Raw genomic sequence first — 24,667 nt, forward strand, 5'->3', positions numbered from 1 at the left:
GGCGGCACGGCCAGGAGCCGTGCATCATTCATATCCTTTTGGGATGCCGCGGGGGCCTACGGGTTCCCCGGCTGGCAGACCGGACACCAGTAGGTCGCACGCAGGTGCTCGCCCAGTCGGGCATATTCGACCGGTGCCCCGCACTGGTGACAGGGCTCACCCCGACGACCGTAGACGTTCAGAAACGCCCCCGCCTCCGCACGCTCACGGGTAATCCGCGGCCCCGGCTTCACATTGCGCCGCAGCAGGCGCTCGGCATCGCGGTACAACCCGCGCAGCATGGCCTCCGGCACCTGTGCCAGAGGACGCAGTGGATGGCACCCCTGCAGGAACAGCACCTCGGACTTGTAGATGTTGCCGATCCCCGCCGCCAGGGACTGATCCAGCAGCACATCCACGATCGGGCGGGCTGAATCGGCACGATCGCGTACCCTGGCAACAACCGCATCCAGGTCAATCGCCGGGTCCAGCAGGTCGGGGCCCACCCGCGCATCCAGCCGGGGAACGTCCCGTGCGCCGTCCGCGCGCGGACGCCACTGCAGCTCACGCGGGTGGAAACAGACCAGCACGCGATCCGGCAGGCCCAGCACCGCCCACGCCCCGGCCGCCGGCTTGTGCCACGCCGCGCCCGGCGCATACTGGTGCCAGGTCCCGTACATCCCAAGATGGCTGCGCAACTGCCAGCGCCGCCCGTCCGCCGCCTCCAGGTCCAGCAGCAGGTGCTTGCCCCGGGCCTGCACGGCCTCCGCGGTCATCACGCCATGTTCCAGTAACGGATCCCCCCGGCGCGCTCGGGTGGCGACCCGGCCAAGCGCCACCCCCTCGAGCATGGGCCGCAGCGCCGCCGCCAGCTTGTGGATCGTATCGCCCTCGGGCATCGCCGCGTGATCAGCGCTTGCGGTCGGGGTACAGGCGCGGCTCGCCGGCGGGGCGGGTGCGGAACAGGCGCATGGACCACAGATACTGCGCGGGGGCCTGTTCGATGCCGCGTTCCACGGCTGCGTTCATCTGTCGGGCATCCGCCTCGTCGTCGCCGGCGGGATAGTCCTCCAGCGGCGGCCACAGCCGCATCACGTACTGATCCGCCGCGGGGTCGTACCAGGCGAAGCTGGGGAGCACCGCGGCCTTCGACATGCGCGTCAGACGGGCCAGCGCGGTCAGCGTGGCCTTCTTCACGCCGAAGAAGTCGACGAAGACGGCGCCCTCGGCGCCCAGGTCCTCGTCCGGCAGGTAATAGAAGAACCGCCCGCGCTTGAGCTGGCGGATTGCCGGGCGCAGGCCCTGATCGCGGGCGAAGATGTCGCCGGAGTAGCGCGTCCTGCTGCGGTGGTTGATCCACTCCAGCACCGGGTTCTTCATCGGCTTGGCGAAGGACACGCCATCGAACATCTGGCTCATGCGCACGCCGCCGTAGTCCAGCGCCAGTGAATGCGGCGCGAGGATGATCACCGGGATGCCGGCCGAGCTCAGGCGCTCGTAATGTTCCAGGCCCTCGATGCGGATACGCGCGGCATGCTGCCCCGGCTTGCCGAACCACAACAGGCCATAGTCCAGCACGGTCTGTGCCTGGTAGCGGTAATAGGCCTCCAGGCGTTGCATGCGTTCGGCGGGGCTCAGCTGCGGGAAGCACAGCTCCAGGTTGCGTTCGGCCACCGCGCGGCTGCGCCCGGCAAAGCGCCGGATCAGCCGGCCCAGGCCACGGGCCAGGCCACGCACGGCCGGGCGCGGCAATTCCTGCAGCACCCACGCCAGGCCCAGCAGCAGCCAGCTGCCCCAGTAGCGCGGGGCGAAGTGGGCCGCGGTCAGCGGGGCCTGGTAGGCGCCGGCGTCCTCGCTCCGGCTTCGATCGTCGTCGGCTGCGCTCATGCGCCCCCGGAGCCGTCGCCCGGCCCGTCCGTGGCGGCCTGCTGCTTGCGGGCGCGCTTGGCGAAGACCTCCATCTCCTTCACCGCCTGCAGGTCGCCCTTCTCCGTGGCCACGCGAATGCCGCGCTCGCAGGTGGACAGCGCCGCCTCGGGGCGCTCGAGCTGGACCAGCGTCTTCGCCAGCAGTTTCCACGCCGCGGAGTACCCGCCGTCCAGTTCCAATGCGCGCTCGAGGTGCGGAACGGCGGCCTCGAGCTGACCGTCGGTCGCCAGGGCGTTGCCCAGCGAGAAACGCAACATGGCGGAGTCCTGTCCGCCATCGAGCATGTTCTGGAAACGTTCGATCATGTCGCTCATGGGGCACCTCCCGCGCCGCCGGTCAAACGATGCGTTCAGGCTAACGCCGCCAGAAGGCGGGCGACAGAAGCACCAGCACGGTAAAGATTTCCAGCCGCCCCATCAGCATGGCGAGCACGAGAACCCATTTGCTGAAATCGTTGATTGACTGGAAATTGGGCCCGACCTCACCCAGCCCGGGGCCGAGGTTGTTCAGCGTGGCCGCGACCGCGGAAAACGACGTGACCTGATCGAGCCCCGACGCCATTAGCGCCAGCATCATCACCACGAATACCATCACGTAGGCCGCGAGAAAGCCCCACACCGCCTGCACGACGCGGTCCGGTGCCTCCTTGCCGTTCACCTTGACCGTGATCCGCGCATGCGGATGGATCAGCCGCTTGATCTCGCGCAGGCCCTGCTTGGCCAGCAACAGCACGCGCACCACCTTCATGCCGCCGCCGGTGGAGCCGGTACAGCCGCCGATGAACGACAGGAAGATCAGCAGTACCGGGAGGAAACCGGGCCACAGATAGAAGGCATCCGTGGCATAGCCCGTGGTGGTCGCGATGGACACGACATGGAAGATCCCGCGCCGCAGCGCATCCCCGAGCTGATCGGTAAACCCGCTCCAGAGCATGAAGGCAACCACCAGCACCGTTGCGGAACCCAGCACCAGCAGATAGGCGCGCAGCTCCTCGTCGCGCCGGTAGGGCTTCCAGGTCGCCCGATGCAGTACCAGGAAATGCAGGGCGAAGTTCATCCCGGCCAGCACCATGAAGGCAATGGCGACGATCTCGATGGCCACCGAATCGAAATGACCGATGCTGGCGTCATAAGGTGAAAACCCGCCGATTGCCACGGTGGAGAAGGCATGCGCGACGGCATCGAAGGCATCCATGCCGGCAGCCCAGTAGGCCAGCGCGCAGGCCACGGTCAGGCCCAGGTAGATGTACCAGAGGTTGCGCGCGGTCTCGGCGATGCGCGGGGTGAGTTTATTGTCGCGGATCGGCCCCGGGGTCTCGGCCTTGAACAGCTGCATCCCGCCGACGCCCAGCAGCGGGAGGATGGCCACCGCCAGCACGATGATGCCCATGCCCCCCATCCACTGGAGTTGCTGGCGATACCACAGGAGCGAGCGCGGCAGGTCGTCCAGCCCGCTCAGCACCGTGGCCCCGGTCGTGGTCAGCCCGGACATCGACTCGAAGGCCGCGTCGGTAAAGGAGATCTGCAGGCTCGGATCGAGGAACAGGGGGGTCGCGCCCGCGATGCCCAGCCCCAGCCAGAACAGCACCACCAGGATGAAGCCGTCGCGCGCCTGCAGTTCCTGACGCATCCGGTACAGCGGGGCCCACAGCAGCCCGCCAATCAGCAGGAGCAGGGCAAAGGCCTGCAGGAACACCAGCGCGGTGGCCTCCCCGTACAGGAAGCCGATGGCCGCCGGCGGGAGCATCGCCAGACTGAACAGCGTCAGCAGAACACCCAGCAACCGGGCGGTGGAGGCAAGATGAAGCATCTGCGCCTCCCGCCTAGAAGAACAGTGCCGTAGGCTGGAACAGGCGCTGGACCTGCTTCACCTTGCGCCGGTCGGTCACGAACAGGATCACATGGTCGCCGGCCTCGATGACCGTGTCCCGGTGCGGGATGATGACCTCCTCCTCGCGGACCACCGCGCCCAGGCTCGTTCCCTCGGGGAAGTCGATCTCTTCGATCCGGCGACCGACCACCTGCGAGGTGCGCGCATCGCCGTTGACCACCGTCTCGATCGCCTCCGCCGCGCCGCGCCGCAGGGTATGCACGGTGGCGGTGCCGCCCTCGCGCACCCGCGCCAGCAACGCCCCGATGGTCGCCTGCTGCGGCGAGATCGCGACATCGATGGTCCCGCTCTGCAGCAGGTCCACGTAGCTGGGACGATTGATCAGCGACATCACCTTGCGCACGCCCCAGCGCTTGGCCAGCATCCCGGCAAAGATATTCGCCTGGTCGTCGTTGGTGACCGCGCAGAACACATCGCTGTGCTCAACGTTGATGGACTCGAGGAAGCGGTCATCCGAGCTGTCCCCGTGCAGCACCAGCACATTGCTGGGCAGCGTCCGCGCCAGGTGGTCGGCGCGCTCGGAGTCACGCTCGATCACCTTGACCCGGTAGCGCTTGCTGAGCGTCTCGGCGAGCCGCTCGCCGATGTTGCCGCCGCCCGCGATCAGGATGCGCTTGTAGGGCTTCTCCAGCTTGCGCAGCTCCGAGGTCACCGCGCGGATGTTCTTCTTGGCGGCGACAAAGAAGACCTCGTCGTCCGCCTCGATCACCGTGGAACCATCCGGCTGAATCGGCCGGTCCTTGCGGAAGATCGCGGCCACCCGGGTATGGATCCCGGGCATGTCGCTTTGCAGGTTCTTCAGTTCGTGGCCGACCAGCGGCCCGCCGTAGTAGGCCCGCACGCCGACCAGCGAGACGCGGCCCTCGGCGAATTCCAGCACCTGCAGCGAGCCGGGGTGCTCGATCAGCCGCTGGATGTGGCTGGTCACGATCGCCTCGGGCGAGATCAGCATGTCCACCGGCATCGCGTCCTGGGCGAACAGCGCCGGGGTCTCGTGGTAGTCGCGCGCCCGTACCCGGGCGATCTTGGTCTCGATATTGAACAGCGTGGACGCCACCTGGCAGGCGACCATGTTGGTCTCGTCGGAATTGGTCACCGCGATCAGCATGGACGCGTCCCGCGCCCCGGCCGCCTCCAGCACCGACGGGTGCGCAGCGAAGCCGTGTACCGTTTTTATGTCGTAGCGGTCTTCCAGATCCGCCAGCATCTCGGAGCGATAGTCGACCACGGTGATGTCGATCCCGTCGGCGCTCAGCGCCTCGGCCAGCGACTGGCCGACCTGACCGGCCCCGAGGATGATGATGTGCTTCATGCGCCTCCCGTCCCGGAGCGGATTCAGCTATCGGATTTCACGCGCTTGGGGTCGATCCCCAGCGCCTTGAACTTGCGGTACAGATGGGTGCGTTCCAGCCCCACCCGTTCCGCCAGGCGCGTCATGTTGCCCTCGGAGCGCTCCAGCTGCTGCTGCAGGTACTCGCGCTCGAACTGCTCGCGCGCCTCGCGCAACGGCAGGTCGGGGATGGCCACTGTGCCCTCGCCGACCTCCTCCGCGCGCTGCGGCTGCCCGCTGAGGGTGCGCTCCACCTCGTCGCGGGTAATCTCGTCGCCGGAGCCCAGGATCATCAGCCGCTGCACCAGATTGCGCAGTTCGCGCACATTGCCGGGCCAGTGGTACTGCTGCAGCCGCTCCAGTACCGGGCGCTGGAAGGCGCGCACCGGCAGGCCCTCCTGCTGGTGCAGGTGGCGCATGTGGCATTCCAGCAGTTCCGGGATATCCTCCGGGTGCTCGCGCAGCGGCGGGATCGCCAGCGGCAGGACATTGAGCCGGTAGTAGAGGTCCTCGCGGAAGTGGCCCTGCTCCACCGCCTCGGCCAGGTCGTACTGGCTGGCCGCGATCACGCGCACATTCACGCTGATCGGCTGGTTGCCGCCGATGCGCGTGATGCGCTGGGTATCCAGCGCGTGCAGCAGCCGGCCCTGGGTCTGCAGGTCCATCTCCGCGACCTCGTCGAGGAACAGCACGCCGCCCGCCGCCTGCTCCAGCAGGCCGTAGCGCACATGCTCGCCCTGCTCGCTGCCGAACAGCTCGGCGATCGCCTCCTCGCCGGACAGCGAACCCACCGAGACCACGATGAACGGGCTCTCGCGCCGCGCGCTGCGCGCATGCAGCAGGCGCGCGAAGGTCTGCTTGCCCACCCCCGGCTCGCCGGTGATCAGCACCCAGGTATCGTGCTGCGCCATGCGCTGCACCTGGTCGCGCAGGTTCACCATGGTGGCGCTGCTGCCGACCGGGTCGTGCACGGTGCCGGCATGGCGTTTCAGGCCCACGTTCTCGCGCTGCAGGCGCGCGGCCTCCAGGGCGTTGTTCAGGGTGATCAGCAGCTTGTCGATGGACAGCGGCTTCTCGATGAAGTCGTAGGCCCCGAGCCGCGTCGCATCGACCGCGGTCTCGACATTGCCATGGCCGGAGATCATCACCACCGGGCAGGGCAGGCCCTCGTCGTCGCTCCACTCCTTCAACAGCGAGATGCCGTCGCCGTCCGGCATCCAGACATCCAGCAGGATCAGATCGGGACGGCGGCTGCGGCGCTGGGCCTTGGCCTCGGCCACGGAGCCGGCGAGCGCCACCTGGTAGCCCTCGTCCTCCAGCACATCCTGCAGCAACATGCGGATGTCCGGCTCGTCGTCGACCACGAGTATGTAGGCTTCGCTCATTCGGGCTCCTCGTGAACCACCGGACCATGCTCCACCGGAATGCGGATGCGGAAGACCGCCCCATGCCGCCCGGATTCCGCATTATGGCACTCAATCATGCCGCCATGCTCCTCCACGATCTTCTGTGCGACCGCCAGACCGAGACCGGTTCCACGCGGTTTGTCGGTGGTGTAGGGCTCGAAGATGCGTTCGAGGAACTCCGGCTTGATGCCGGGACCGGTGTCGGTCACCCGCAGCTCGATATGCGGACCCGCCGGGTCGTCAAGGTAGGCAGTGGCCACATGCACCTCCATGTCCTCGTGGCCCTCGCCCGCCTCCAGCGCGTTCTTGATCAGGTTGTGCAGCAGCTGGCGCAGGCGCCCGGCGTCGCCATGGATCCGCGGCAGTTCCGCATCCAGCGTGACATCCACGCGCGAGCGGCCGTCCTGGTCGAGGTACAGCTCGCAGACATCGCGGATCAGCTGGTTCAGGTCCACCGAGGCGCGCTCCAGCTGCGGCGCCTGGGCATAGTCGCGGAAGGCGTTGACCAGGGTCTTCATCGCCTCCACCTGCTGCACGATGGTGCCGGTGGCACGGTCCAGCACCTCGCGGTCGGCTCCCTCCAGCACCTTGCCCAGGCGCCTGGAGAGGCGCTCGGCGGAGAGCTGGATCGGCGTCAGCGGGTTCTTGATCTCGTGTGCCAGGCGCCGCGCCACCTCGCCCCAGGCCGCGTCGCGCTGGGCCTTCAGGAACTCGGTCATGTCGTCAAATACGATGGCGTGCAGGCCGCGGCTGGAGCCCGAGGTCGGCAACCACACCGCGCGGGTCATCAGGACCTTGCGCCCGCTGCGGGTAAAGACGACCACCTGACGCGACCATTCGGCCTCCTGGCGCACCAGGGCGTCGCTGATCGCCTCGAAGAACTGTGCGACCAACGGGCACTCGTCACCCAGCTCGGACATCACCCGGGTGCGCGCGCCCTGCAGGTCGCATTCCAGGATCTCGCTGGCCGCGGCGTTCGCCGTGCGCAGGCGCAGACTGCCATCCAGCGCCAGCACGCCGGAGCGCAGATGCTGCAGCACGCTCTCCAGGTAGGCGCGCTCGGCGTCCAGCAGGCGGCGATTGCGCTCGGCTTCGTCGCGCGCCTCGTTCAGGGTACGGGTCATGGTGTTGAACGACTGCACCAGGAAGCCCAGTTCGTCGGCGCGCTGCACCGCGAGGCGCGTGCTGTAGTCGCCCTGCGCCACCATGCGCGTGCCCTGCACCAGATCGGAGATCGGGCGCACCATGCGCCGCGCCACCAGCAGTCCGGCCCACAGCGCGGCCATCAGCGAGATCGCCAGCGCCAGTGACAGGGTAAACACAAAGCCCTGGATCATCGGCCCGCGCAGGTAGGCGAACTCGCGGTAATCGGCGAAGGCGTCCTGGACCCGCAGCGACAACGCACTCATGCGCGGATCCACCGGGTAGATGCCCTGCAGGATGCGATTCTCCGAGCCCGGACGGCGGCTACTGGTGGTCGCCACCACGCGGATGATCAACGAGCCGTCAGACTGCGGCTCCAGGCGCGAATACGGCTGCTCCGGGCGCACCCGCATCAGGATGTCGGAGCCCGGCGGGGTCGGCAGACGGCGGATCGGGCTGTCGGTACTGGAGGCGATGATGCGGTTGTTGGAACCGACCAGCGTCAACTCCTGCGCCCCGACCTGGCGGCGATAGTCGTTCAGCGCCAGCGGAACCAGGCCTTCCGAGACCCCCTCGAGGTCGCTCATCAGTTCCTGGGTCTCGGTCGCCAGCTGGCGCACCCGCAGATCCAGCGACGAGCGCGACAGCTCCAGCGCATCCTCCAGCGCCGACTCCACGCGCACGTCGAACCAGGAATCCACCCCCTCGTTCAGGAACTTGAAGGAGAAGTAGTAGACGACCGACACCGGCAGCACGGCCACCAGCATGAACACCGCCACCAGGCGCAGCGTCAGGCGGCTGCCGGGCACCCCGCGGCGATACTGGATCGCCATGCGCACGAGCTGATAGATAATCAGCCCGCCCAGCACCACCAGCACGGCCACATGGAACACCAGCAGCCACAGGAACACCTGTTCGAAGCGCGCCTGGTTCTGGGCCGCATCGCCCATCACCACCAGCGAGGTCAGCAGCAGCGCGAACAGGAGCCCGATGCCGAGGAGCCCCCACGGGAAGCCTCTTAGGGAAACGCTGGTCAACGTACACCCTCGCGTTGGTATCCCAGGTTTTCCGAAACAAGGCGCGGTCCGCAGCCGGTAGCCATTCTACCGGCAAGGGCCGCAACGCCGGATCGGGGAACCCGGGGTACCAACCCCAAGGGGCTCGGCCGCTTTTGCGCGCGCAAAAGCGACTCGAGCGCGAGCGTGTACGTTGACCAGCGCTTCCCTAATCCAGCGACCATCGCCGCCACTCCTGTCGGGTCGTCAGATCACCGCGCAAACCGGCATCCAGCTGCAGGGGCAGCGGCAGCGCGGAATACACCAGCGTCAGCCGCGCCGCGAGATCGAACTCGCCGGGATTCTCGCGCACCGCATCCGGAACCTCGTCCAGACGCAGCCGCCCCAGCCGCCGGGCGACGAGGTCCAGGGCATCCCCCAGGGTCGGTTTCAGGTCCATGCGCTCGTCGGTCACCGCGGTTACCAGATAGTGCCGGTTCAGGGCGAAGTATTGCAGCTGGACGCGACGCGTCTCGCTGGCAAGGGTATCGCGCCCGACCCGCCGGCCGCGTTCCAGCCGCGTCTGCGCCTCGAACTCCAGCGTCACGCCGTTGGCCAGGGCGTCCTCCAGCACCGCGGGCAGGCGCATGTCGATATCGAGGCGCACCAGCACGGTGGCATCATCCAGCCACATGTGATTCGCGGCGCGGATCTCCACCGCGCTCGCCGTCACCGGCAGCGCCACCAGGACCAGCAGGGCCAGCAGGGCCAGCAGCCCGCACAGTGCCGTCAGGGGCCCGCCCCGCCACGATGAACGCCCCGGCATCAGGGGGCCTGCTTCTCCAGCAGCGCGTAATAGAAACCGTCTCCGTCCTCGAGCCCCAGCGGCAGCGATACACCTGCCGCGCGGGGCTTGCTGCCGGGGATGGCGCACTCGCCCTCCAGCGGCCGAGCGCGGGCATCCGCGGTCGCCGCGACGAACGGGGCGACCACCGCCTCGTTCTCCGGCGACAGCAGCGAACAGGTGGCATACAGCAACCGGCCGCCCGGGCGGAGCAGCTTCCAGGCGCCGGCCAGCAGGCGGGTCTGCTCCGCCGCCAGGCGCGGGATGTCATCGGCCCGGCGCAGGGTCTTGATGTCCGGATGACGCCGGATCACGCCGGTGGCGGAACAGGGAACATCCAGCAGGATCGCGTCGAAGGGCTCGCCATCCCACCAGTCATCGGTGGCGTCCAGATCCGCCGCGACCAGGCGGGCGTCATAGCCCAGCCGGTCGAGGTTCTCGCGCACCTGTTCCAGGCGTTCGGGGTCGTTGTCCAGCGCGGTCAGATCCAGATCGCCACCCGCGTGTTCCAGCAAATGCCCGGTCTTGCCGCCGGGTGCCGCACAGGCGTCCAGCACCCGTTCGCCGGCCCGCGGCCCCAGCAACGGCCCGGCCCATTGCGCCGAGGCGTCCTGGACCGAAAGCGCCCCGTCAGCGAACCCCGGCAGGGCGGCCACATCGACCGGGGCATCCAGAGTCAGCGCGCTGGCCAGCGCCGGGTACGCCCGCCCCGGGATACCGGCGGCGGACAGGGCCTCCAGCGCCGCTTCGCGACTGCCACGGTGCAGGTTGACCCGCAGGGTCATCGGCGCGGGGCGGGTCGAGGCCTCCAGCAGCGTCTCCCAGTCCTCCGGCCAGGCATCGCGAATCGCCTCCAGCAGCCATTCCGGGACCGCATAGCGCAGCACCGGGTCGCCCTCGATCCGGCTCGCCAGTTCGTCCTGCTCGCGCAGGGCGCGGCGCAGTACCGCGTTGATCAGGCCCACCGCGCCAGGGCGATGGATCTCGCGCGCCAGCTCGGCGGTCTCCCGCACCGCCGCGTGATCGCGCGTCCCGAAATGCAGCACCTCGGCCAGTCCCTGCGCCAGCAGCACACCAATCACGGCATCCTTCTTGCGCAGCGGCCGATCCAGAAAGCCATCGACCAGCCCCGCCAGCTGCGGGTACCAGCGCAAGGTGGTGTAGGCGAGCGCCTGCACCCAGGCGGCATCGCGCGCCGCCAGCCCCTCGGTCACCAGCTCCACCGCCCGGGTCAGCGACTGCCCCTGCAGCACTACGCGCTCCACCGCCTCCAGCGCGCGCTGACGCGGCGAGCGCGAATCCACCCGCGAGGGCACCACGCGTTTCGGCTTGCCCGCCATCAGACCGCCCCGGTCAGGGTTTGGCCGGGCAGGTCCGCATTGCGGGCCCAGTCCGCCGCCGCGACCGGGCGGCGGCCGGGCAGCTGAACGGTCCGCAGGCGCAGGATGCCGTCGCCGGTGGCCACATCCACGCCCTCCGGCCCGGCATCCATGATCGTTCCGGGCGTTGCATTCGCCGCGACCTCCAGCGGGGTCGCCGCGTAGACCCGCAGCGCCTGCCCCTGCCAGCCGGCCTGCGCCACCGGCCAGGGGTTGAAGGCCCGCACCTGTCGATCCAGGGCCGCGGCCGGCTGCGACCAGTCCATCCAGGCCTCCTGTTTCTCCAGTTTTCGGGCGTAGCTGGCCTGCGCATCATCCTGGGGCCACGGTGCGGAGGCACCCGCGGCAATCGTCGGGAGCTGCTCCACCAGCAGCTCCGCCCCCTCGCGGGCGAGGACATCGTGCAGCTCACCGGTGGTGGTCTCCGGTGTGATCGGGACGCGACGGCAGGCGTGCACCGGGCCGGCATCCAGCCCCGGGGCCATCTGCATCAGGCAGACACCGGTCTCTTCGTCCCCCGCGAGAATCGCGCGATGGATCGGCGCCGCGCCGCGCCAGCGCGGCAGCAGCGAGGCATGGATATTGAGCCCGCCCAGCGGCGGGATCGCGAGTACGGCGCGGGGCAGGATCAGCCCGTAGGCTGCGACAATCAGGATGTCCGGGCGCCAGGCGGCAAGTTCGGCTTGGGCCTCGGCGGACTTCAGGCTCTCCGGCTGCACCACCGGCAGGCCGGCGGCCTCGGCGACCTGCTTGACCGGGCCCGGACGCAGCTTGCGCCCACGCCCCGCCGGTCGGTCCGGCTGGGTATAGACCGCGACCGGGGCATGCCCGCCGTCGATCAGGGCCTGCAGCGCGGGAACCGCGAAATCCGGCGTCCCGGCATAGACAATGCGCAGGGACTCGACGTCCGTGTCCGCCACTCCCATCAGACCGCGGGGACCGCGGTCTTGTCACCGGCTCCGGAGCGCCCGCCCTGCTTCTCCAGCTTCTTTCGGATGCGGCTGCGCTTCAGGCTGGACAGGTAATCGACAAACAGCTTGCCGTCGAGGTGGTCAATCTCGTGCTGGATGCACACCGCCAGCAGGCCATCGATGTCCAGCTCGAAGGGCTGGCCGTCACGCCCCAGGGCACGCACGCGAATCCGGTCGGCGCGCTGCACCTTCTCGTAGAAGCCGGGCACGGACAGACAGCCCTCGTCCATTTCCTCCTCACCGGAGGTCTCGAGGATCTCCGGGTTGATCAGGGCATGCGGCTCGCTCTGGTCCTCGGAGACATCCGCGACCAGCACACGCTTTTGCACGTTGATCTGAGTGGCGGCCAGACCAATGCCGGGCGCGGCGTACATGGTCTCGAACATGTCGTCCACCAGGGTGCGGATTTCGTCGTCCACCTCGGCGACCGGCTCGGCCTTCAGCCGCAGCCGGGGGTCGGGGAAGTGCAGGATTTCACGCTTGGCCATGAAAAAACCTCAAACTTTGTACTGTACAGATGTCGCAATTCTGCTAACGTTGGACCGCAATATCCGCGGAATTGCGTCATCCGATTGGGGGCCGGGCCACAGGAAGGCTCGGGGAGCGCGCGGACCTGACAGGGGACACCAAATGTACAAGACCAGGGCCACCACGACCTTCGTTCTGCCGGGCATTCTGTTCAGTGTAACGCTGTTGCTGGGCGCCTGCGCGGCCACACCCGAGAACGGCGGCGGCGAAACGACCGCCTCCGATTCCGGCACGGCGCAGGCCGAAGCCCGCCCGGCGCGCGAAGCCCAGGATGAACGCTCGACCCCCGAGGCCGAGCCGGAGATCCGCGAATCCGCGCCCGAACGCTACGTCGTGAAGAAGGGCGACACCCTCTGGGACATCTCCGCGATGTTCCTGCAGGACCCGTGGTACTGGCCGGAGATCTGGCTGGTCAACCCCGAGATCGAGAACCCCCACCTGATCTATCCGGGTGACGTGCTGAGCATCCACTACGTGGACGGCCGGCCGCGCATCACGGTCGACGGCGGGCCGCGGGTGCGCCCGACGCATCGCCTGTCGCCGGAAGCACGGGTGGTGGAGCGCGACGAGGACGTCTCCCCGATCTCCACCCTGCAGTCGTTCATGTTCCGCCCGCAGGTGCTGGACGAGGAAACCCTGGAGAACGCCCCCTACATCCTCGCCTCGCAGGACGAGCGCGTGATCTTCGGCCCGGGCGACCGGGTGTACGTGCGCAACGCCGAGGACACCGAACGCTACGAGCTCTATCACATCGTTCGCCACGACGGCGCACTGACCGATCCGGACACCGGCGAGGACCTGGGCGTAGCCACCCTGCCGGTGGGCGAGGCCGAGATCATCGAGCCGGGCAACGTCGCCCGCGCCGACATCCGCAAGGGCGAGCGCGAGGCCATCCGCGGTGACCGCCTGGTCCCCTACGCCGAAGAGCAGGACATGCTGTTCGACATCGGGCGCCCGCCGGCTGGTACCGAGGGCACGATCATCTCGCTGTTCGACGCCATCAGCCAGATCGGCCAGCTGCAGGCCGCCATCATCAACCGTGGTGAACGCGACGGCATCGAGAACGGCCAGGTCTTGACCGCCTTCACCGCCGGGCGCGAGGTCCGCGACCCGATCAGCGATCGCGCCAACGAGGTGGTCACCCTGCCGGAAGAGGAAGTCGGCACCGTCATGGTCTTCCAGACCTTCGAGAAGGTGTCCTATGTGCTGGTGACCGAGGCCGAGCGCACCCTGCGCGAGGGCGACAAGGTTCGTACCCCCTGACCGGGCCTGCGGCCAGGCTGCATGCGTGATGCCGGCGCGACAGCCGCCCCGCACGAGGACTGGCTGCAACTGATCAACACCCCAGGCCTCGGCCCGCGGCGCCTGCTGCAACTGGTCGAGGCCTTCGGCTCCCCGGGCAACGCCCTGGCCGCCCCCGCGGCCGAATGGCAGCGCGCGGGCGTCGACCTCAAGCTGGACACCACCGCCCATAAAGCCCGCGAGGCCGGGGCGCAGGCCGACCAGGCCTGGCTGGATGCCGACCCCCGGCACACATTGCTGTGTCTGGACGACCCCGACTACCCGCCCCTGCTGGCGGAACTCCCCGACCCGCCCCCGGTGCTGTACCTGAACGGCGCGCGCGAGCTGCTGCGCAGCCCGCAGGTGGGGATCGTCGGCAGCCGTGAGGCCACCCCGCAGGGCGAGCGCCTGGCCACGGAATTCGCCCGCGAGCTGGCCGGGGCCGGGCTGACGGTCACCAGCGGCCTGGCCCGGGGCATCGACGGCGCCGCCCACGAAGGCGCCCTGGCCGCGCCTGGCGGGCGTACCATCGCGGTCGTAGCCACCGGGCCCGACCGCATCTACCCCGCCCAGCACCGGCGCCTGGCGCACCGCATCGCGGACCATGGCCTGGTGGTCTCGCTGTGGCCCACCGATACCCGGCCGCTGGCGCGGAACTTCCCGCAGCGCAACCGCGTGATCAGCGGCCTGTCACTGGCGACCCTGGTCGTCGAGGCGGCGCTGAAGAGCGGATCCCTGATCACCGCACGGCTGGCTGCCGAACAGGGGCGCCAGGTCTATGCCGTCCCCGGTTCGGTGCTGAGCCCGACCAGCCGCGGCTGCCACCGGCTGATCCGCGATGGCGCCCAGCTGGTGGAGTCGGCCGAGGAGATCCTGGATGACCTCGCGGACTGGCTGGGCGTCGCGCCCGATGCGCCTCCGGCCGCGGCCGAACCCGCCTCCGACCCGCTGGATCCGGAGCAGGAACGCGTACTGAACGCGATGGGATTCGACCCGGTCCCGCTGGAAACCCTGCGCGAACGCACCAAATTGACCATCGAACAGCTTTCATCCATGCTGGTTTTGCTTGAACTCCATGGCCGTGTGGCCGCCCTCGACCACGGGCGCTACCAGCGCCTCGACGCAGGATCCCCCGAATCATGAACGAGAATGTGCTGGATGTGCTCATGTATCTCTTCGAGCACACCATCGACGAGGAATCCGACGAGGAGCCGGACCGCTCGGAGCTGGAACGCCACCTGGTGGAGGCCGGCTTTGCCCGCCGCGAGATCGACCGCGCTCTGGGCTGGCTGGACCGCCTGATGAGCGAGGCCCCCCTGGCCGGGCGCGGCGGCGACGGCGCCGCCCAGCGGATCTATGCCCCGGAAGAGCAAAAACGCCTGGATACCGAGGCCCATGGCTTCCTGCTGCACCTGGAGCAAAACGGCCTGCTGACCGCCGGCACCCGCGAGCTGGTGCTGGACCGCGTAATGGAGCTGGACGCCGAGGAGATCGACCTCGACCAGCTGCGCTGGGTGGTGCTGATGGTGCTGTTCAACCAGCCCGACGACGCGATCGCCTATTCCCGCCTGGAAGAGGTCATGCGCGACGATGCCGGCCCCGCGGCCGTGGATTATCTGCACTGATTTCTCCGTCTTGCGAAAAGCGCGCGGTAGCCAACGGGCATTTCCTCCTCTAGTCTTTAGCGCCCGTGAACCCGGTCGCTGCCATACGACCGCGATCGCCCCGATACGGAACCCGCTGCCACGGAGACGGTCCCGAGCGACATGAGCAAGCACCTCGTCATCGTAGAGTCGCCCGCCAAGGGCAAGACCATCGAGAAGTATCTCGGCCCGGACTACCAGGTCATGGCCTCCTATGGCCATGTGCGCGACCTGGTGCCCAAGGAGGGCGCGGTGGACCCGGAGAACGGGTTCCGCATGAAGTACGACGTGATCGAGCGCAGCGAGAAACAGATCGAGGCGATCGCCAAGGCGCTGAAAAAATCCGACGACCTGATCCTTGCGACTGACCCTGACCGTGAAGGCGAGGCGATCTCCTGGCATCTCTACGAGGTGTTGCGTGACCGCGGCCTGCTGGACGATCGCGGCGTGCATCGCGTCGTATTCCACGAGATCACCAAGAAGGCGATCCAGCAGGCGATCGAGGAACCGCGCGACCTGGCCAAGCCACTGATCGATGCCCAGCAGGCGCGCCGCGCGCTGGACTACCTGGTCGGCTTCAACCTCTCCCCGCTACTGTGGCGCAAGATCAAGCGCGGCCTGTCCGCCGGGCGCGTGCAGAGCCCGGCGCTGCGCATGATCTGCGAGCGCGAGAACGAGATCGAGGCCTTCGTCCCTCGCGAATACTGGACCCTGGATGCGAAGGTCGAGCGCCAGAGCCAGCCGTTCACCGCGCGCCTGACCCACCTGGACGGCAACAAGCTGGACCAGTTCGACCTGAACAGCGCCGAGCTCGCGCACGACGCCCAGAAGCGTCTGACCGACGCCGCGAATGGCGAGCTGCGCGTCGCCAAGGTCGAAAAGAAGCAGCGCCGCCGCAACCCGGCCGCGCCGTTCACCACCTCGACCCTGCAGCAGGAGGCCTCGCGCAAGCTGGGCTTCACCGCATCGCGCACCATGCGCACCGCGCAGCAACTATATGAAGGCATCGATCTGGGCTCCGGCGCGATCGGCCTGATCACCTACATGCGTACCGACTCGGTGGCCCTGGCCGGCGAGGCGATCGGCGAGATTCGTGGCCTGATCGAGGAGCGCTACGGGGCCAACAACGTCCCCGACAGCCCGCGCCAGTACAAGACCAAGTCGAAGAACGCGCAGGAGGCCCACGAGGCCATCCGCCCGACCTCGGTGCGCCGTCTGCCGAACGAGGTGCGCGAGCGCCTGAGCAGCGACCAGGCCCGCCTGTACGACCTGATCTGGAAGCGCACCGTCGCCTGCCAGATGATCCACGCGACCTTCGACACCGTGGCCGCCGATCTGGTCCCGGGCGACAGCCGGCACCAGTTCCGCGCCACCGGCTCCACCCTGGTCGATCCCGGCTTCATCGCGGTCTACCAGGAAGGCCGCGACGACGCGCAGGATGACGACGAGGACAAGCGCCTGCCGGAGATGGCCGAGGGCGACACGGTCCAGCTCGAAGAGGTCACCGCCGACCAGCACTTCACCGAGCCGCCGCCGCGCTACACCGAAGCCAGCCTGGTGAAGACGCTGGAGGAATACGGCATCGGCCGCCCGTCGACCTACGCCAGCATCATCTCCACGCTGCAGTCACGCGAGTACGTGGAGATGGACGGCAAGCGCTTCATCCCGACCGATACCGGCCGGATCGTGAACAGCTTCCTGACCCAGCACTTCGACCGCTACGTGGACTACGACTTCACCGCGAAGCTGGAGGACGAGCTGGATGCGATCTCGCGCGGCGAGAAGGACTGGGTCCCGGTGCTGGAGGATTTCTGGGGCGACTTCCGCGACCGGGTGAAGGAGAAGGAAGAGAACGTCACCCGCGCCGAGGCCGTGCAGTCACGCGAGCTGGGCACCGATCCGCAGAGCGGGCGCCCGGTCAGCGTGCGCCTGGGCCGTTTCGGCCCGATCGTGCAGATCGGCACCAAGGACGACGAGGAGAAGCCGCGCTTCGCCGGCCTGCTGCCCGGGCAGAAGATGGACAAGATCACCCTCGACGAGGCGCTGGAGCTGTTCAAGCTGCCGCGCGACCTCGGCGAGACGCCCGAGGGCGAGCCGGTGATGGTGAACATCGGCCGCTTCGGACCGTACGTGAAGTACGGCTCCAAGTACGCCTCCCTCGGCCCGGACGACGACGTCTGGACCATCGAGCTGCCACGCGCGCTGGAGATCGTCGCCGAGAAGAAGCAAAAGGACGCCGAGCGCTTCATCAAGAGCTTCGACGAGGAAGGCATCCAGGTGCTGAACGGGCGCTACGGACCGTATGTGACCGACGGCAACAAGAACGCCAAGATCCCCAAGGAGACCGATCCCAAGTCCCTGACACTGGAGCAGTGCCAGGAACTGATCGCCGCCGCCCCGGAACGCAAGGGCCGCGGCCGCAAGGGGGCGTCCAAGTCGACCGCCAAATCTTCCGGGAAGACCGCATCCAAATCGTCGACCGCGAAGAAGACGACCACGAAAAAGGCGGCTACCACCAAGAAGGCCGCCAGCAAGACGGGCACGAAAAAGACCGCCGCCAGGAAGACCACCTCGAAGAAGGCCCCGGCGAAAAAGGCCACGACCGCCAAGTCCGGTGGCGCGAAATCCGACAGCGGTGACAACGCCGGCGACAGCCGCCTGAGTGCCCAGCCCTCCGGCGACCGTGGATCCGAATAACGCCCCGTTGCTATCCCCCGAGATCGAACCCGTCGCACAGTGCGTGCGCGACGGCGGCGTGATCGCCTACCCCACCGAGGCAGTCTTTGGTCTCGGCTGCCGCCCGGACAACCCCCGGGCGATCGATCGCATCCTCGAGATCAAGGGTCGCCCGGCCGCCAAGGGGCTGATCGTGGTCACCGACCGGCTGGAGCGCCTCGCGCCCTGGCTGGCGCCGCTGCCGGCCGAGCACCACGCCGAGATCGACGCCAGCTGGCCGGGGCCGACCACCTGGCTGCTGCCCGTCACCGATGCCTGCCCGCCGCTACTGCGCGGTGAACACGACAGCCTCGCGGTACGCGTCACCGCCCATCCGGGGACGCGCGCGCTGTGCGCGGCCGCCGAAAGCGCGCTGGTCTCCACCAGCGCCAACCGCGCGGGCGCGGAGCCCTGCCGCAGCTGGGATTGCGTTGCCTCACAACTCGGGGCCGGCATCGATGCAATCCTGCAGGCAGAATGTGGCGGGCGCACCGCACCCAGCGCGATCCGCGACGCCCGCACCGGGGCCTGGCTCCGGGGCGCGCCGGAACCCGACACCCATACCGACAACTGATCAACCGGGACGCAGCATGAGCCAGGACAACGTCTCCATCGACCGCGTGATCGACTACCTGCAGGGCCTGCAGGACCGCATCTGCCAGGGCCTCGAGGGCCTGGACGGCCAGGCCCGCTTCGAGGAGGACGCCTGGGAACGCCCGGCCGGCGGCGGCGGCCGCACCCGTGTAATGCACGAGGGGCGGGTCTTCGAGCAGGCCGGGGTCAACTTCTCCCATGTGATGGGCGACAACCTCCCGGCCTCGGCCACCGCGCACCGTCCGGAGATGGCCGGGCGCTCGTTCCAGGCCACCGGCGTGTCGCTGGTAATCCACCCGCACAACCCGTATGTACCGACCTCGCACGCGAACGTGCGCTTCTTCATCGCGGAGAAGCCCGGCGAGGCGCCGATCTGGTGGTTCGGCGGCGGCTTCGACCTGACCCCGTACTACGGTTTTGACGAGGACTGCATCCACTGGCACCGCACGGCCGAGGCTGCCTGTCGCCCGTTTGGCGAGCACCTCTACCCGGCGCACAAGAAGTGGTGCGACGAGTACTTCCACCTCAAGCACCGTGACGAGCCGCGCGGCGTCGGCGGGCTGTTCTTCGACGACTTCAGCGAGGGCGGCTTCGAGCACGCCTTCGGCTACATGCAGAGCGTCGGCAATGCCTATCTGGATGCCTACGGCCCGATCGTCGAGCGTCGCCACGCGACCGAATACGGCGAGCGCGAGCGCCAGTTCCAGCTCTACCGGCGCGGGCGCTATGTCGAGTTCAACCTGGTCTACGACCGCGGTACCCTGTTCGGCCTGCAGTCGGGCGGGCGCACCGAGTCGATCCTGATGTCGCTGCCGCCGCTGGTGCGCTGGGAATACAACTACCAGCCGGAAGCCGGTACGCCCGAGGCCGAACTCTACGAGCGCTATCTGAAGCCGCGCGACTGGCTGACCGAGTCCGCCGGCTGACCCACCAACAAGGACGACCCGCATGACCGCACCGATCGCCCCCTATCCCGCCGGCCGTCCGCGCCGCATGCGCCGCGACGCCTTCTCCCGCCGCCTGATGCGCGAGCACCACCTGCGCGCGGACGACCTGATCCTGCCGGTCTTCGTCACCGAGGGCGAGGGGGTACGCGAGGCGGTGCCGTCGATGCCCGGCGTGGAGCGCGTCAGCATCGACCTGCTGCTGGAGGAGGCGGCCGCGGCCGTGCGCCTCGGCATCCCGGCCCTGGCCCTGTTCCCGGTGGTCCCGGGCGAGAAGAAGAGCCTGGATGCCGCCGAGGCCTGGAACCCCGAGGGCCTGGCCCAGCGCGCGGTACGCGCACTGAAGCAGGCCCACCCCGAGCTCGGCGTGATCACCGACGTCGCCCTGGACCCGTTCACCACCCACGGCCAGGACGGCATCATCGACGACGACGGCTTTGTTGTGAACGACATCACCGTCGAGGCCCTGGTGAAGCAGGCGCTGTCGCATGCCGCGGCCGGCGCCGACGTGGTCGCCCCCTCCGACATGATGGACGGACGCATCGGCGCGATCCGCACCGCGCTGGAGGACGGCGGGCACGTGCACACGCGCATCCTCGCCTACTCCGCCAAGTACGCCTCGGCCTTCTACGGGCCGTTCCGCGATGCGGTGGGCTCGGCCGGCAATCTGGGCAAGGGCGGCAAGGAGACCTACCAGATGGACCCGGCCAACGGCGACGAGGCCCTGCACGAGGTCGCGCTCGACCTGGCCGAGGGCGCCGACATGGTGATGGTCAAGCCGGGCATGCCGTATCTCGATGTGGTCCGCCGCATCCGCGACCAGTTCCAGCGCCCGACCTTCGTCTATCACGTCTCCGGCGAGTACGCGATGCTCAAGGCCGCCGCCGAACGCGGCTGGCTGGACGAACGCGCCTGCGTGCTGGAGGCCCTGACCGGCATGAAGCGCGCCGGGGCCGACGGGATCCTCACCTACTACGCGCGCGCCGTGGCCGAATGGCTGGCGGAGGACGCGGCGCGATGAGCGAGCCGCGCCCGGATCGTTATGCCGTGGTGGGCAATCCGATCCACCACTCGCTGTCCCCGCGCATCCACACCCTGTTCGCCGAACAGACCGGCCAGCACCTCGTCTACGAGGCCCGGAAAGGGACACCGGGGCAGTTCGCCGAGGAGGTCAACGGGTGGTTTGCCGAGGGGCTGAAGGGCCTCAACGTCACCGTGCCGTTCAAGGAGGAGGCCTTCGCCCTGGCCCGGGTGCCGACCGACCGCGCCCGGCATGCAGGCGCGGTGAACACCCTGTGGCGCGACAGCGACCACCGGATCCACGGCGACAATACCGACGGCATCGGCTTCTGCCGTGACCTCGACCGCCTCGGCTTCGATGTGCGCAGCCAGCGCATCCTGATCCTCGGCGCCGGCGGGGCTACCCGCGGCCTGCTGCAGCCGCTGCTGGAGGGGGGCCCCGAGGCCCTGGTCATCGCCAATCGCACCGTGGCCCGCGCCGAGGGGCTCGTCGAGGTCTTCCGCGACATCGCCCCGGCCACCCGGCTGTCCGCCTGCGGCCTGGACACCCTGCCGCAGGGCCCCTTCGACCTGGTGGTCAACGCTACGGCCACCGGTCTTGGCGAGGACGCGCTGGACCTCCCCGCCCATCTGGTTCAAGCGGACAGCCTGGCCTATGACCTGGTCTACGGGGCCGGCGCCCAGCGCTTCCTTGGCTGGGCCGAGGCGGCGGGCTGCAGCAACGGCAGCGACGGGCTCGGCATGCTGGTGGAACAGGCGGCCGAGGCCTTCGCGATCTGGCGCGGGGTGCACCCCGAAACCGCCCCGGTGCTGAGCGAACTGCGTCACGAAATCGACGGCCAATAGCCCACCCATTCTCCGGATTCATGGACGGTTCACCCCGCGGACCGCAAGCTGGGATTCATCACGTCCGCTGCCTTGCGGATCACACGAACACGGGAGAACCGCCATGCAACGCATCCTCGCCCTGGCCGCCACCAGTGCCCTGGTCCTGGTGATGGGCTGCACCACCACCGATCCATACACCGGGGAAGAACGCGTCTCGCGCGCCACCATCGGGGCCGGCATCGGCGCGGCCACCGGTGCCGTGCTCGGCAGCGTCACCAGCAGCCGCAACCGCACCCAGCGCGCGATGATCGGGGCCGGCATCGGTGCCCTGGCCGGCGGCGCCATCGGCAACTACATGGACCGCCAGGAAGATGCCCTGCGCGAGCAGCTGCGCGGGACCGGCGTCAGCGTGACCCGCGACGGCGACAACATCATCCTCAACATGCCGAGCAACATCACCTTCGATTTCGACCGCAGCGACATCAAGCCGGAATTCCAGGATGTACTGGACTCGGTGGCCCTGGTCCTGGAGGAGTTCGACCAGACCGGCATCGAAGTCGCCGGCCACACCGACAGCACCGGTCGCGTCGAATACAACATGGACCTCTCCGAGCGCCGCGCCCAGAGCGTGGGGCAGGCCCTGATCCGCCGCGGTGTGCAGCCGGTGCGCGTGCACACCATCGGCTTCGGACCGCACCAGCCGGTCGCCACCAACGACACCGAGGCGGGCCGCCAGCAGAACCGCCGGGTGGAACTGACCCTGTTCCCGCTGACCGCCGACTGATCGAAACCCGCACGCCGGCACCGCGCCGGGCGCGGTACCGGCGCGCCCAAGGCACCCTCCGCGCTGGACACCCCCACCCCTCCTGCGGCAAAATCCCGAACATTCGTCGCACCGTCATTTTTCGGTGCAATCGCGTCCATTCTCGACAGGATCGCTACCGATTCCCCCTGCCATGGCGTCCATACTGCTGCTCAACGGCCCCAATCTGAACCTGCTGGGACAGCGGGAGCCGGAGCGCTACGGCGCGCAGACCCTGGCGGATATCGAGACCGACCTGAGGGCTCGGGCGGAACAGGCCGACACCTCCTTCGACTGCTTCCAGAGCAACCATGAAGGCGACCTGATCGACCGCATCCATGCCGCCCCCGGCGAGGGCGTGCAACGCATCCTGATCAATCCGGGTGGCCTGACCCACACCAGTGTCAGCCTGCGCGATGCCCTGCTGGGTGTTGCCATCCCGTTCTACGAGATCCATATCAGCAACATCCACGCCCGCGAGCCCTTTCGCCAGACCTCGCGTCTGAGCGATGTCGCCGCCGGTCTGGTCAGTGGCTTCGGCGTCATTGGCTACCGGCTGGCGCTCGATGCGGCGCTCGCGGCTATCAAGGAATAAGAGGCTTCCATGGACATTCGCAAGGTCAAGAAACTGATCGACCTGCTCGACGAGAGCGGCATCCACGAGATCGAGATCCACGAAGGCGAGGAGTCGGTCCGCATCACCCGCTCGGCCAGCGGCACCGCCGTCGCCGCACCGGCCCCGGCCCCTCTGCCCGCCGCGGCACCGGCACCAGCCGGCGCACCGCCCGCAGCCGCCCCGGCCGACGCGGCGGACGCGACCCCGGAGATGGACGGTCACCGGGTCACCGCCCCCATGGTCGGCACCTTCTACCGCGCACCCAGCCCGGGCTCGAAGCCGTTCGTCGAGGTCGGGCAGACCGTGGAGGTCGGCGAGACCCTGTGCATCATCGAGGCGATGAAGATGCTCAACCCGATCGAGGCCGACCAGGCGGGGACGGTCCGCGACATCCTGGTCGAGAACGGCAACCCGGTGGAATACGGCCAGCCGCTGTTCATCATCGGCTGAACCCTCCGATTCCCTGCCAACAGGTCCGAGCATGTTTGAAAAGATTCTGATCGCCAACCGCGGCGAGATCGCCCTGCGGGTCCTGCGCGCCTGCCGCGAGATGGGTATCGCCACCGTCGCCGCACACTCCAGCGCCGATCGCGACCTGAAGCATGTCCGCCTGGCGGACGAATCCGTCTGCATCGGCCCCGCGGCCTCCGGCGAGAGCTACCTGAACATCCCCGCGTTGATCGCCGCGGCCGAAGTCACCGATGCCGGCGCGATCCACCCCGGCTACGGCTTCCTGTCGGAGAACGCGGACTTCGCCGAGCGGGTGGAGTCCTCCGGCTTCTCCTTCATCGGTCCGCGCGCCGAGACCATCCGCCTGATGGGCGACAAGGTCTCCGCCAAGCAGGCAATGCTGGAGGCCAACGTGCCCTGCGTACCCGGCTCCGGCGGCGCCCTGGGCGACGACCCGGACACCAACCTGGCCCTGGCGCGCGAGATCGGCTACCCGGTCATCATCAAGGCCGCCGCCGGTGGCGGCGGTCGCGGCATGCGCGTGGTGCATACCGAGGGCGCGCTGCTGAACGCGATCTCGCTGACCCGCAACGAGGCCCAGCAGGGCTTCGGCAACGACACCCTGTATATGGAGAAATACCTGGAACACCCGCGCCACGTGGAGTTCCAGATCCTGGCCGACACCCACGGCAACGCCGTATGCCTGGGCGAGCGCGACTGCTCCATGCAGCGCCGCCACCAGAAGGTAATCGAGGAGGCCCCGGCCCCCGGCATCAGCGACGAACAGCGCCAGACCATGGCGGAACGCCTGATCCGCGCCTGCCAGGACATCGGCTACCGCGGCGCCGGCACCTTCGAGTTCCTGTACGAGAACGGGGCGTTCTACTTCATCGAGATGAATACCCGCCTGCAGGTCGAACACACGGTCACCGAGCAGGTCACCGGCATCGACCTGGTGCGCGAGCAGATCCGCATCGCCGCCGGCGAACCGCTGGGCTACACCCAGGACGATGTGCACATCAGCGGCCATGCGATCGAGTGCCGCATCAATGCCGAAGACCCCGGCACCTTCATGCCCAGCCCCGGGACTATCCAGCAGTACCACGCCCCGGGCGGGCCGGGCATCCGCATGGATACCCACATCTACAACGGGTACGCCGTGCCGCCCTACTACGACTCGATGATCGGCAAGCTGATCGCCCACGGGAACAGCCGCGAGATCGCGCTGGCCCGCATGCGCGGGGCCCTGGGCGAGATCGTGGTAGACGGCATCCAGACCAACGTCGCCCTGCATCACGACCTGATGATCGACGCCAATTTCCAGCGCGGCGAGACCGACATCCACTACCTCGAGAAGAAGCTGAAGGCACAGGCCTGAGC

General features: G+C 68.5%; 23 protein-coding genes. 12 read left to right on the forward strand and 11 right to left on the reverse strand.

What is annotated here, in order from left to right:
• Positions 1-56: 56 nt before the first annotated feature.
• The 11 genes from D106_RS0107295 to def all read right to left on the reverse strand — a co-directional run bounded on the left by D106_RS0107295 (position 57) and on the right by def (position 12,354).
• Complete coding sequence (locus tag D106_RS0107295) at positions 57-878, reverse strand: DNA-formamidopyrimidine glycosylase family protein (protein WP_018865487.1); 822 nt, start codon at positions 876-878, stop codon at positions 57-59.
• Positions 879-888: 10 nt separating this feature from the next.
• Positions 889-1,866 (reverse strand): lysophospholipid acyltransferase family protein, encoded by a 978-nt coding sequence (locus tag D106_RS0107300; protein WP_018879668.1) that lies wholly within the window; start codon positions 1,864-1,866, stop codon positions 889-891.
• A complete protein-coding gene (locus D106_RS0107305; RefSeq protein ID WP_018865484.1) occupies positions 1,863-2,222 on the reverse strand; it encodes a tetratricopeptide repeat protein in 360 nt (119 codons plus the stop codon). Before D106_RS0107305 ends, D106_RS0107300 begins: the two co-directional genes overlap by 4 nt.
• A 40-nt stretch (positions 2,223-2,262) precedes the next feature.
• Complete coding sequence (locus D106_RS0107310) at positions 2,263-3,717, reverse strand: TrkH family potassium uptake protein (RefSeq protein ID WP_018879669.1); 1,455 nt, start codon at positions 3,715-3,717, stop codon at positions 2,263-2,265.
• A 13-nt stretch (positions 3,718-3,730) separates the two neighbouring features.
• Positions 3,731-5,110: a Trk system potassium transporter TrkA gene (trkA, locus tag D106_RS0107315; protein WP_018879670.1), complete on the reverse strand. Its 1,380-nt coding sequence runs from the start codon at positions 5,108-5,110 to the stop codon at positions 3,731-3,733.
• A gap of 23 nt (positions 5,111-5,133) precedes the next feature.
• On the reverse strand, positions 5,134-6,513 hold the full coding sequence (locus tag D106_RS0107320) for a sigma-54 dependent transcriptional regulator (RefSeq protein WP_018879671.1): 1,380 nt from the start codon (positions 6,511-6,513) through the stop codon (positions 5,134-5,136).
• Positions 6,510-8,714, reverse strand: coding sequence for an ATP-binding protein (locus D106_RS0107325; RefSeq protein WP_018879672.1), 2,205 nt, complete (start codon positions 8,712-8,714; stop codon positions 6,510-6,512). The genes D106_RS0107320 and D106_RS0107325 overlap by 4 nt, the downstream gene beginning before the upstream one ends.
• 187 nt (positions 8,715-8,901) lie before the next feature.
• Positions 8,902-9,498, reverse strand: coding sequence for a DUF4390 domain-containing protein (locus tag D106_RS0107330; RefSeq protein WP_018879673.1), 597 nt, complete (start codon positions 9,496-9,498; stop codon positions 8,902-8,904).
• Positions 9,498-10,856 carry a 16S rRNA (cytosine(967)-C(5))-methyltransferase RsmB gene (gene rsmB / locus D106_RS0107335; protein ID WP_018879674.1) on the reverse strand — a complete coding sequence of 453 codons (1,359 nt, stop codon included), beginning with the start codon at positions 10,854-10,856 and terminating at the stop codon, positions 9,498-9,500. The genes D106_RS0107330 and rsmB overlap by 1 nt, the downstream gene beginning before the upstream one ends.
• Positions 10,856-11,821 (reverse strand): methionyl-tRNA formyltransferase, encoded by a 966-nt coding sequence (fmt, locus tag D106_RS0107340; protein ID WP_018879675.1) that lies wholly within the window; start codon positions 11,819-11,821, stop codon positions 10,856-10,858. The genes rsmB and fmt overlap by 1 nt, the downstream gene beginning before the upstream one ends.
• Positions 11,821-12,354, reverse strand: coding sequence for a peptide deformylase (gene def, locus D106_RS0107345; protein ID WP_018865476.1), 534 nt, complete (start codon positions 12,352-12,354; stop codon positions 11,821-11,823). Before def ends, fmt begins: the two co-directional genes overlap by 1 nt.
• Before the next feature lie 142 nt (positions 12,355-12,496).
• Between def and D106_RS0107350 the strand changes: the two genes are divergently transcribed.
• The 12 genes from D106_RS0107350 to accC all read left to right on the forward strand — a co-directional run bounded on the left by D106_RS0107350 (position 12,497) and on the right by accC (position 24,665).
• Entirely contained in the window at positions 12,497-13,657 is a 1,161-nt protein-coding gene (locus D106_RS0107350; protein WP_018879676.1) for a LysM peptidoglycan-binding domain-containing protein, read from the forward strand.
• Between the two features lie 21 nt (positions 13,658-13,678).
• A complete protein-coding gene (gene dprA, locus D106_RS0107355) occupies positions 13,679-14,818 on the forward strand; it encodes a DNA-processing protein DprA (protein WP_018865474.1) in 1,140 nt (379 codons plus the stop codon).
• Positions 14,815-15,300 (forward strand): DUF494 family protein, encoded by a 486-nt coding sequence (locus D106_RS0107360; RefSeq protein ID WP_018876613.1) that lies wholly within the window; start codon positions 14,815-14,817, stop codon positions 15,298-15,300. The genes dprA and D106_RS0107360 overlap by 4 nt, the downstream gene beginning before the upstream one ends.
• Before the next feature lie 141 nt (positions 15,301-15,441).
• Positions 15,442-18,015 (forward strand): DNA topoisomerase I, encoded by a 2,574-nt coding sequence (locus tag D106_RS0107365; RefSeq protein ID WP_018879677.1) that lies wholly within the window; start codon positions 15,442-15,444, stop codon positions 18,013-18,015.
• Complete coding sequence (locus tag D106_RS0107370) at positions 18,002-18,607, forward strand: L-threonylcarbamoyladenylate synthase (RefSeq protein ID WP_026280620.1); 606 nt, start codon at positions 18,002-18,004, stop codon at positions 18,605-18,607. The genes D106_RS0107365 and D106_RS0107370 overlap by 14 nt, the downstream gene beginning before the upstream one ends.
• 16 nt (positions 18,608-18,623) lie before the next feature.
• On the forward strand, positions 18,624-19,553 hold the full coding sequence (gene hemF / locus D106_RS0107375; protein ID WP_018879679.1) for an oxygen-dependent coproporphyrinogen oxidase: 930 nt from the start codon (positions 18,624-18,626) through the stop codon (positions 19,551-19,553).
• Between the two features lie 22 nt (positions 19,554-19,575).
• Positions 19,576-20,592, forward strand: coding sequence for a porphobilinogen synthase (gene hemB, locus D106_RS0107380; protein ID WP_018879680.1), 1,017 nt, complete (start codon positions 19,576-19,578; stop codon positions 20,590-20,592).
• Positions 20,589-21,437: a shikimate dehydrogenase gene (aroE, locus tag D106_RS0107385; protein WP_018879681.1), complete on the forward strand. Its 849-nt coding sequence runs from the start codon at positions 20,589-20,591 to the stop codon at positions 21,435-21,437. Before hemB ends, aroE begins: the two co-directional genes overlap by 4 nt.
• 103 nt (positions 21,438-21,540) lie before the next feature.
• Positions 21,541-22,203 (forward strand): OmpA family protein, encoded by a 663-nt coding sequence (locus D106_RS0107390; protein WP_018865467.1) that lies wholly within the window; start codon positions 21,541-21,543, stop codon positions 22,201-22,203.
• A 172-nt stretch (positions 22,204-22,375) separates the two neighbouring features.
• A complete protein-coding gene (aroQ, locus tag D106_RS0107395) occupies positions 22,376-22,816 on the forward strand; it encodes a type II 3-dehydroquinate dehydratase (protein WP_018865466.1) in 441 nt (146 codons plus the stop codon).
• 9 nt (positions 22,817-22,825) lie between these two features.
• Positions 22,826-23,287, forward strand: coding sequence for an acetyl-CoA carboxylase biotin carboxyl carrier protein (gene accB, locus D106_RS0107400; RefSeq protein WP_018865465.1), 462 nt, complete (start codon positions 22,826-22,828; stop codon positions 23,285-23,287).
• 31 nt (positions 23,288-23,318) lie between these two features.
• Entirely contained in the window at positions 23,319-24,665 is a 1,347-nt protein-coding gene (accC, locus tag D106_RS0107405) for an acetyl-CoA carboxylase biotin carboxylase subunit (protein ID WP_017942601.1), read from the forward strand.
• The last annotated feature ends 2 nt before the right edge of the window (positions 24,666-24,667 follow it).

It is taken from the genome of Thioalkalivibrio sp. ALE9, assembly GCF_000377445.1.
In the GTDB taxonomy this organism is placed as follows: Bacteria; Pseudomonadota; Gammaproteobacteria; order Ectothiorhodospirales; family Ectothiorhodospiraceae; genus Thioalkalivibrio.

What these genes read in the sequence shown, in the direction of transcription:
- D106_RS0107295 (WP_018865487.1), bottom strand. Translation starts at nt 878, where the DNA reads ATGCCCGAGGGCGATACGATCCACAAGCTGGCGGCGGCGCTGCGGCCC.
- D106_RS0107300 (WP_018879668.1), bottom strand. Translation starts at nt 1,866, where the DNA reads ATGAGCGCAGCCGACGACGATCGAAGCCGGAGCGAGGACGCCGGCGCC.
- D106_RS0107305 (WP_018865484.1), bottom strand. Translation starts at nt 2,222, where the DNA reads ATGAGCGACATGATCGAACGTTTCCAGAACATGCTCGATGGCGGACAG.
- D106_RS0107310 (WP_018879669.1), bottom strand. Translation starts at nt 3,717, where the DNA reads ATGCTTCATCTTGCCTCCACCGCCCGGTTGCTGGGTGTTCTGCTGACG.
- trkA (WP_018879670.1), bottom strand. Translation starts at nt 5,110, where the DNA reads ATGAAGCACATCATCATCCTCGGGGCCGGTCAGGTCGGCCAGTCGCTG.
- D106_RS0107320 (WP_018879671.1), bottom strand. Translation starts at nt 6,513, where the DNA reads ATGAGCGAAGCCTACATACTCGTGGTCGACGACGAGCCGGACATCCGC.
- D106_RS0107330 (WP_018879673.1), bottom strand. Translation starts at nt 9,498, where the DNA reads ATGCCGGGGCGTTCATCGTGGCGGGGCGGGCCCCTGACGGCACTGTGC.
- rsmB (WP_018879674.1), bottom strand. Translation starts at nt 10,856, where the DNA reads ATGGCGGGCAAGCCGAAACGCGTGGTGCCCTCGCGGGTGGATTCGCGC.
- fmt (WP_018879675.1), bottom strand. Translation starts at nt 11,821, where the DNA reads ATGGGAGTGGCGGACACGGACGTCGAGTCCCTGCGCATTGTCTATGCC.
- def (WP_018865476.1), bottom strand. Translation starts at nt 12,354, where the DNA reads ATGGCCAAGCGTGAAATCCTGCACTTCCCCGACCCCCGGCTGCGGCTG.
- D106_RS0107350 (WP_018879676.1), top strand. Translation starts at nt 12,497, where the DNA reads ATGTACAAGACCAGGGCCACCACGACCTTCGTTCTGCCGGGCATTCTG.
- dprA (WP_018865474.1), top strand. Translation starts at nt 13,679, where the DNA reads ATGCGTGATGCCGGCGCGACAGCCGCCCCGCACGAGGACTGGCTGCAA.
- D106_RS0107360 (WP_018876613.1), top strand. Translation starts at nt 14,815, where the DNA reads ATGAACGAGAATGTGCTGGATGTGCTCATGTATCTCTTCGAGCACACC.
- D106_RS0107365 (WP_018879677.1), top strand. Translation starts at nt 15,442, where the DNA reads ATGAGCAAGCACCTCGTCATCGTAGAGTCGCCCGCCAAGGGCAAGACC.
- hemF (WP_018879679.1), top strand. Translation starts at nt 18,624, where the DNA reads ATGAGCCAGGACAACGTCTCCATCGACCGCGTGATCGACTACCTGCAG.
- hemB (WP_018879680.1), top strand. Translation starts at nt 19,576, where the DNA reads ATGACCGCACCGATCGCCCCCTATCCCGCCGGCCGTCCGCGCCGCATG.
- aroE (WP_018879681.1), top strand. Translation starts at nt 20,589, where the DNA reads ATGAGCGAGCCGCGCCCGGATCGTTATGCCGTGGTGGGCAATCCGATC.
- D106_RS0107390 (WP_018865467.1), top strand. Translation starts at nt 21,541, where the DNA reads ATGCAACGCATCCTCGCCCTGGCCGCCACCAGTGCCCTGGTCCTGGTG.
- aroQ (WP_018865466.1), top strand. Translation starts at nt 22,376, where the DNA reads ATGGCGTCCATACTGCTGCTCAACGGCCCCAATCTGAACCTGCTGGGA.
- accB (WP_018865465.1), top strand. Translation starts at nt 22,826, where the DNA reads ATGGACATTCGCAAGGTCAAGAAACTGATCGACCTGCTCGACGAGAGC.
- accC (WP_017942601.1), top strand. Translation starts at nt 23,319, where the DNA reads ATGTTTGAAAAGATTCTGATCGCCAACCGCGGCGAGATCGCCCTGCGG.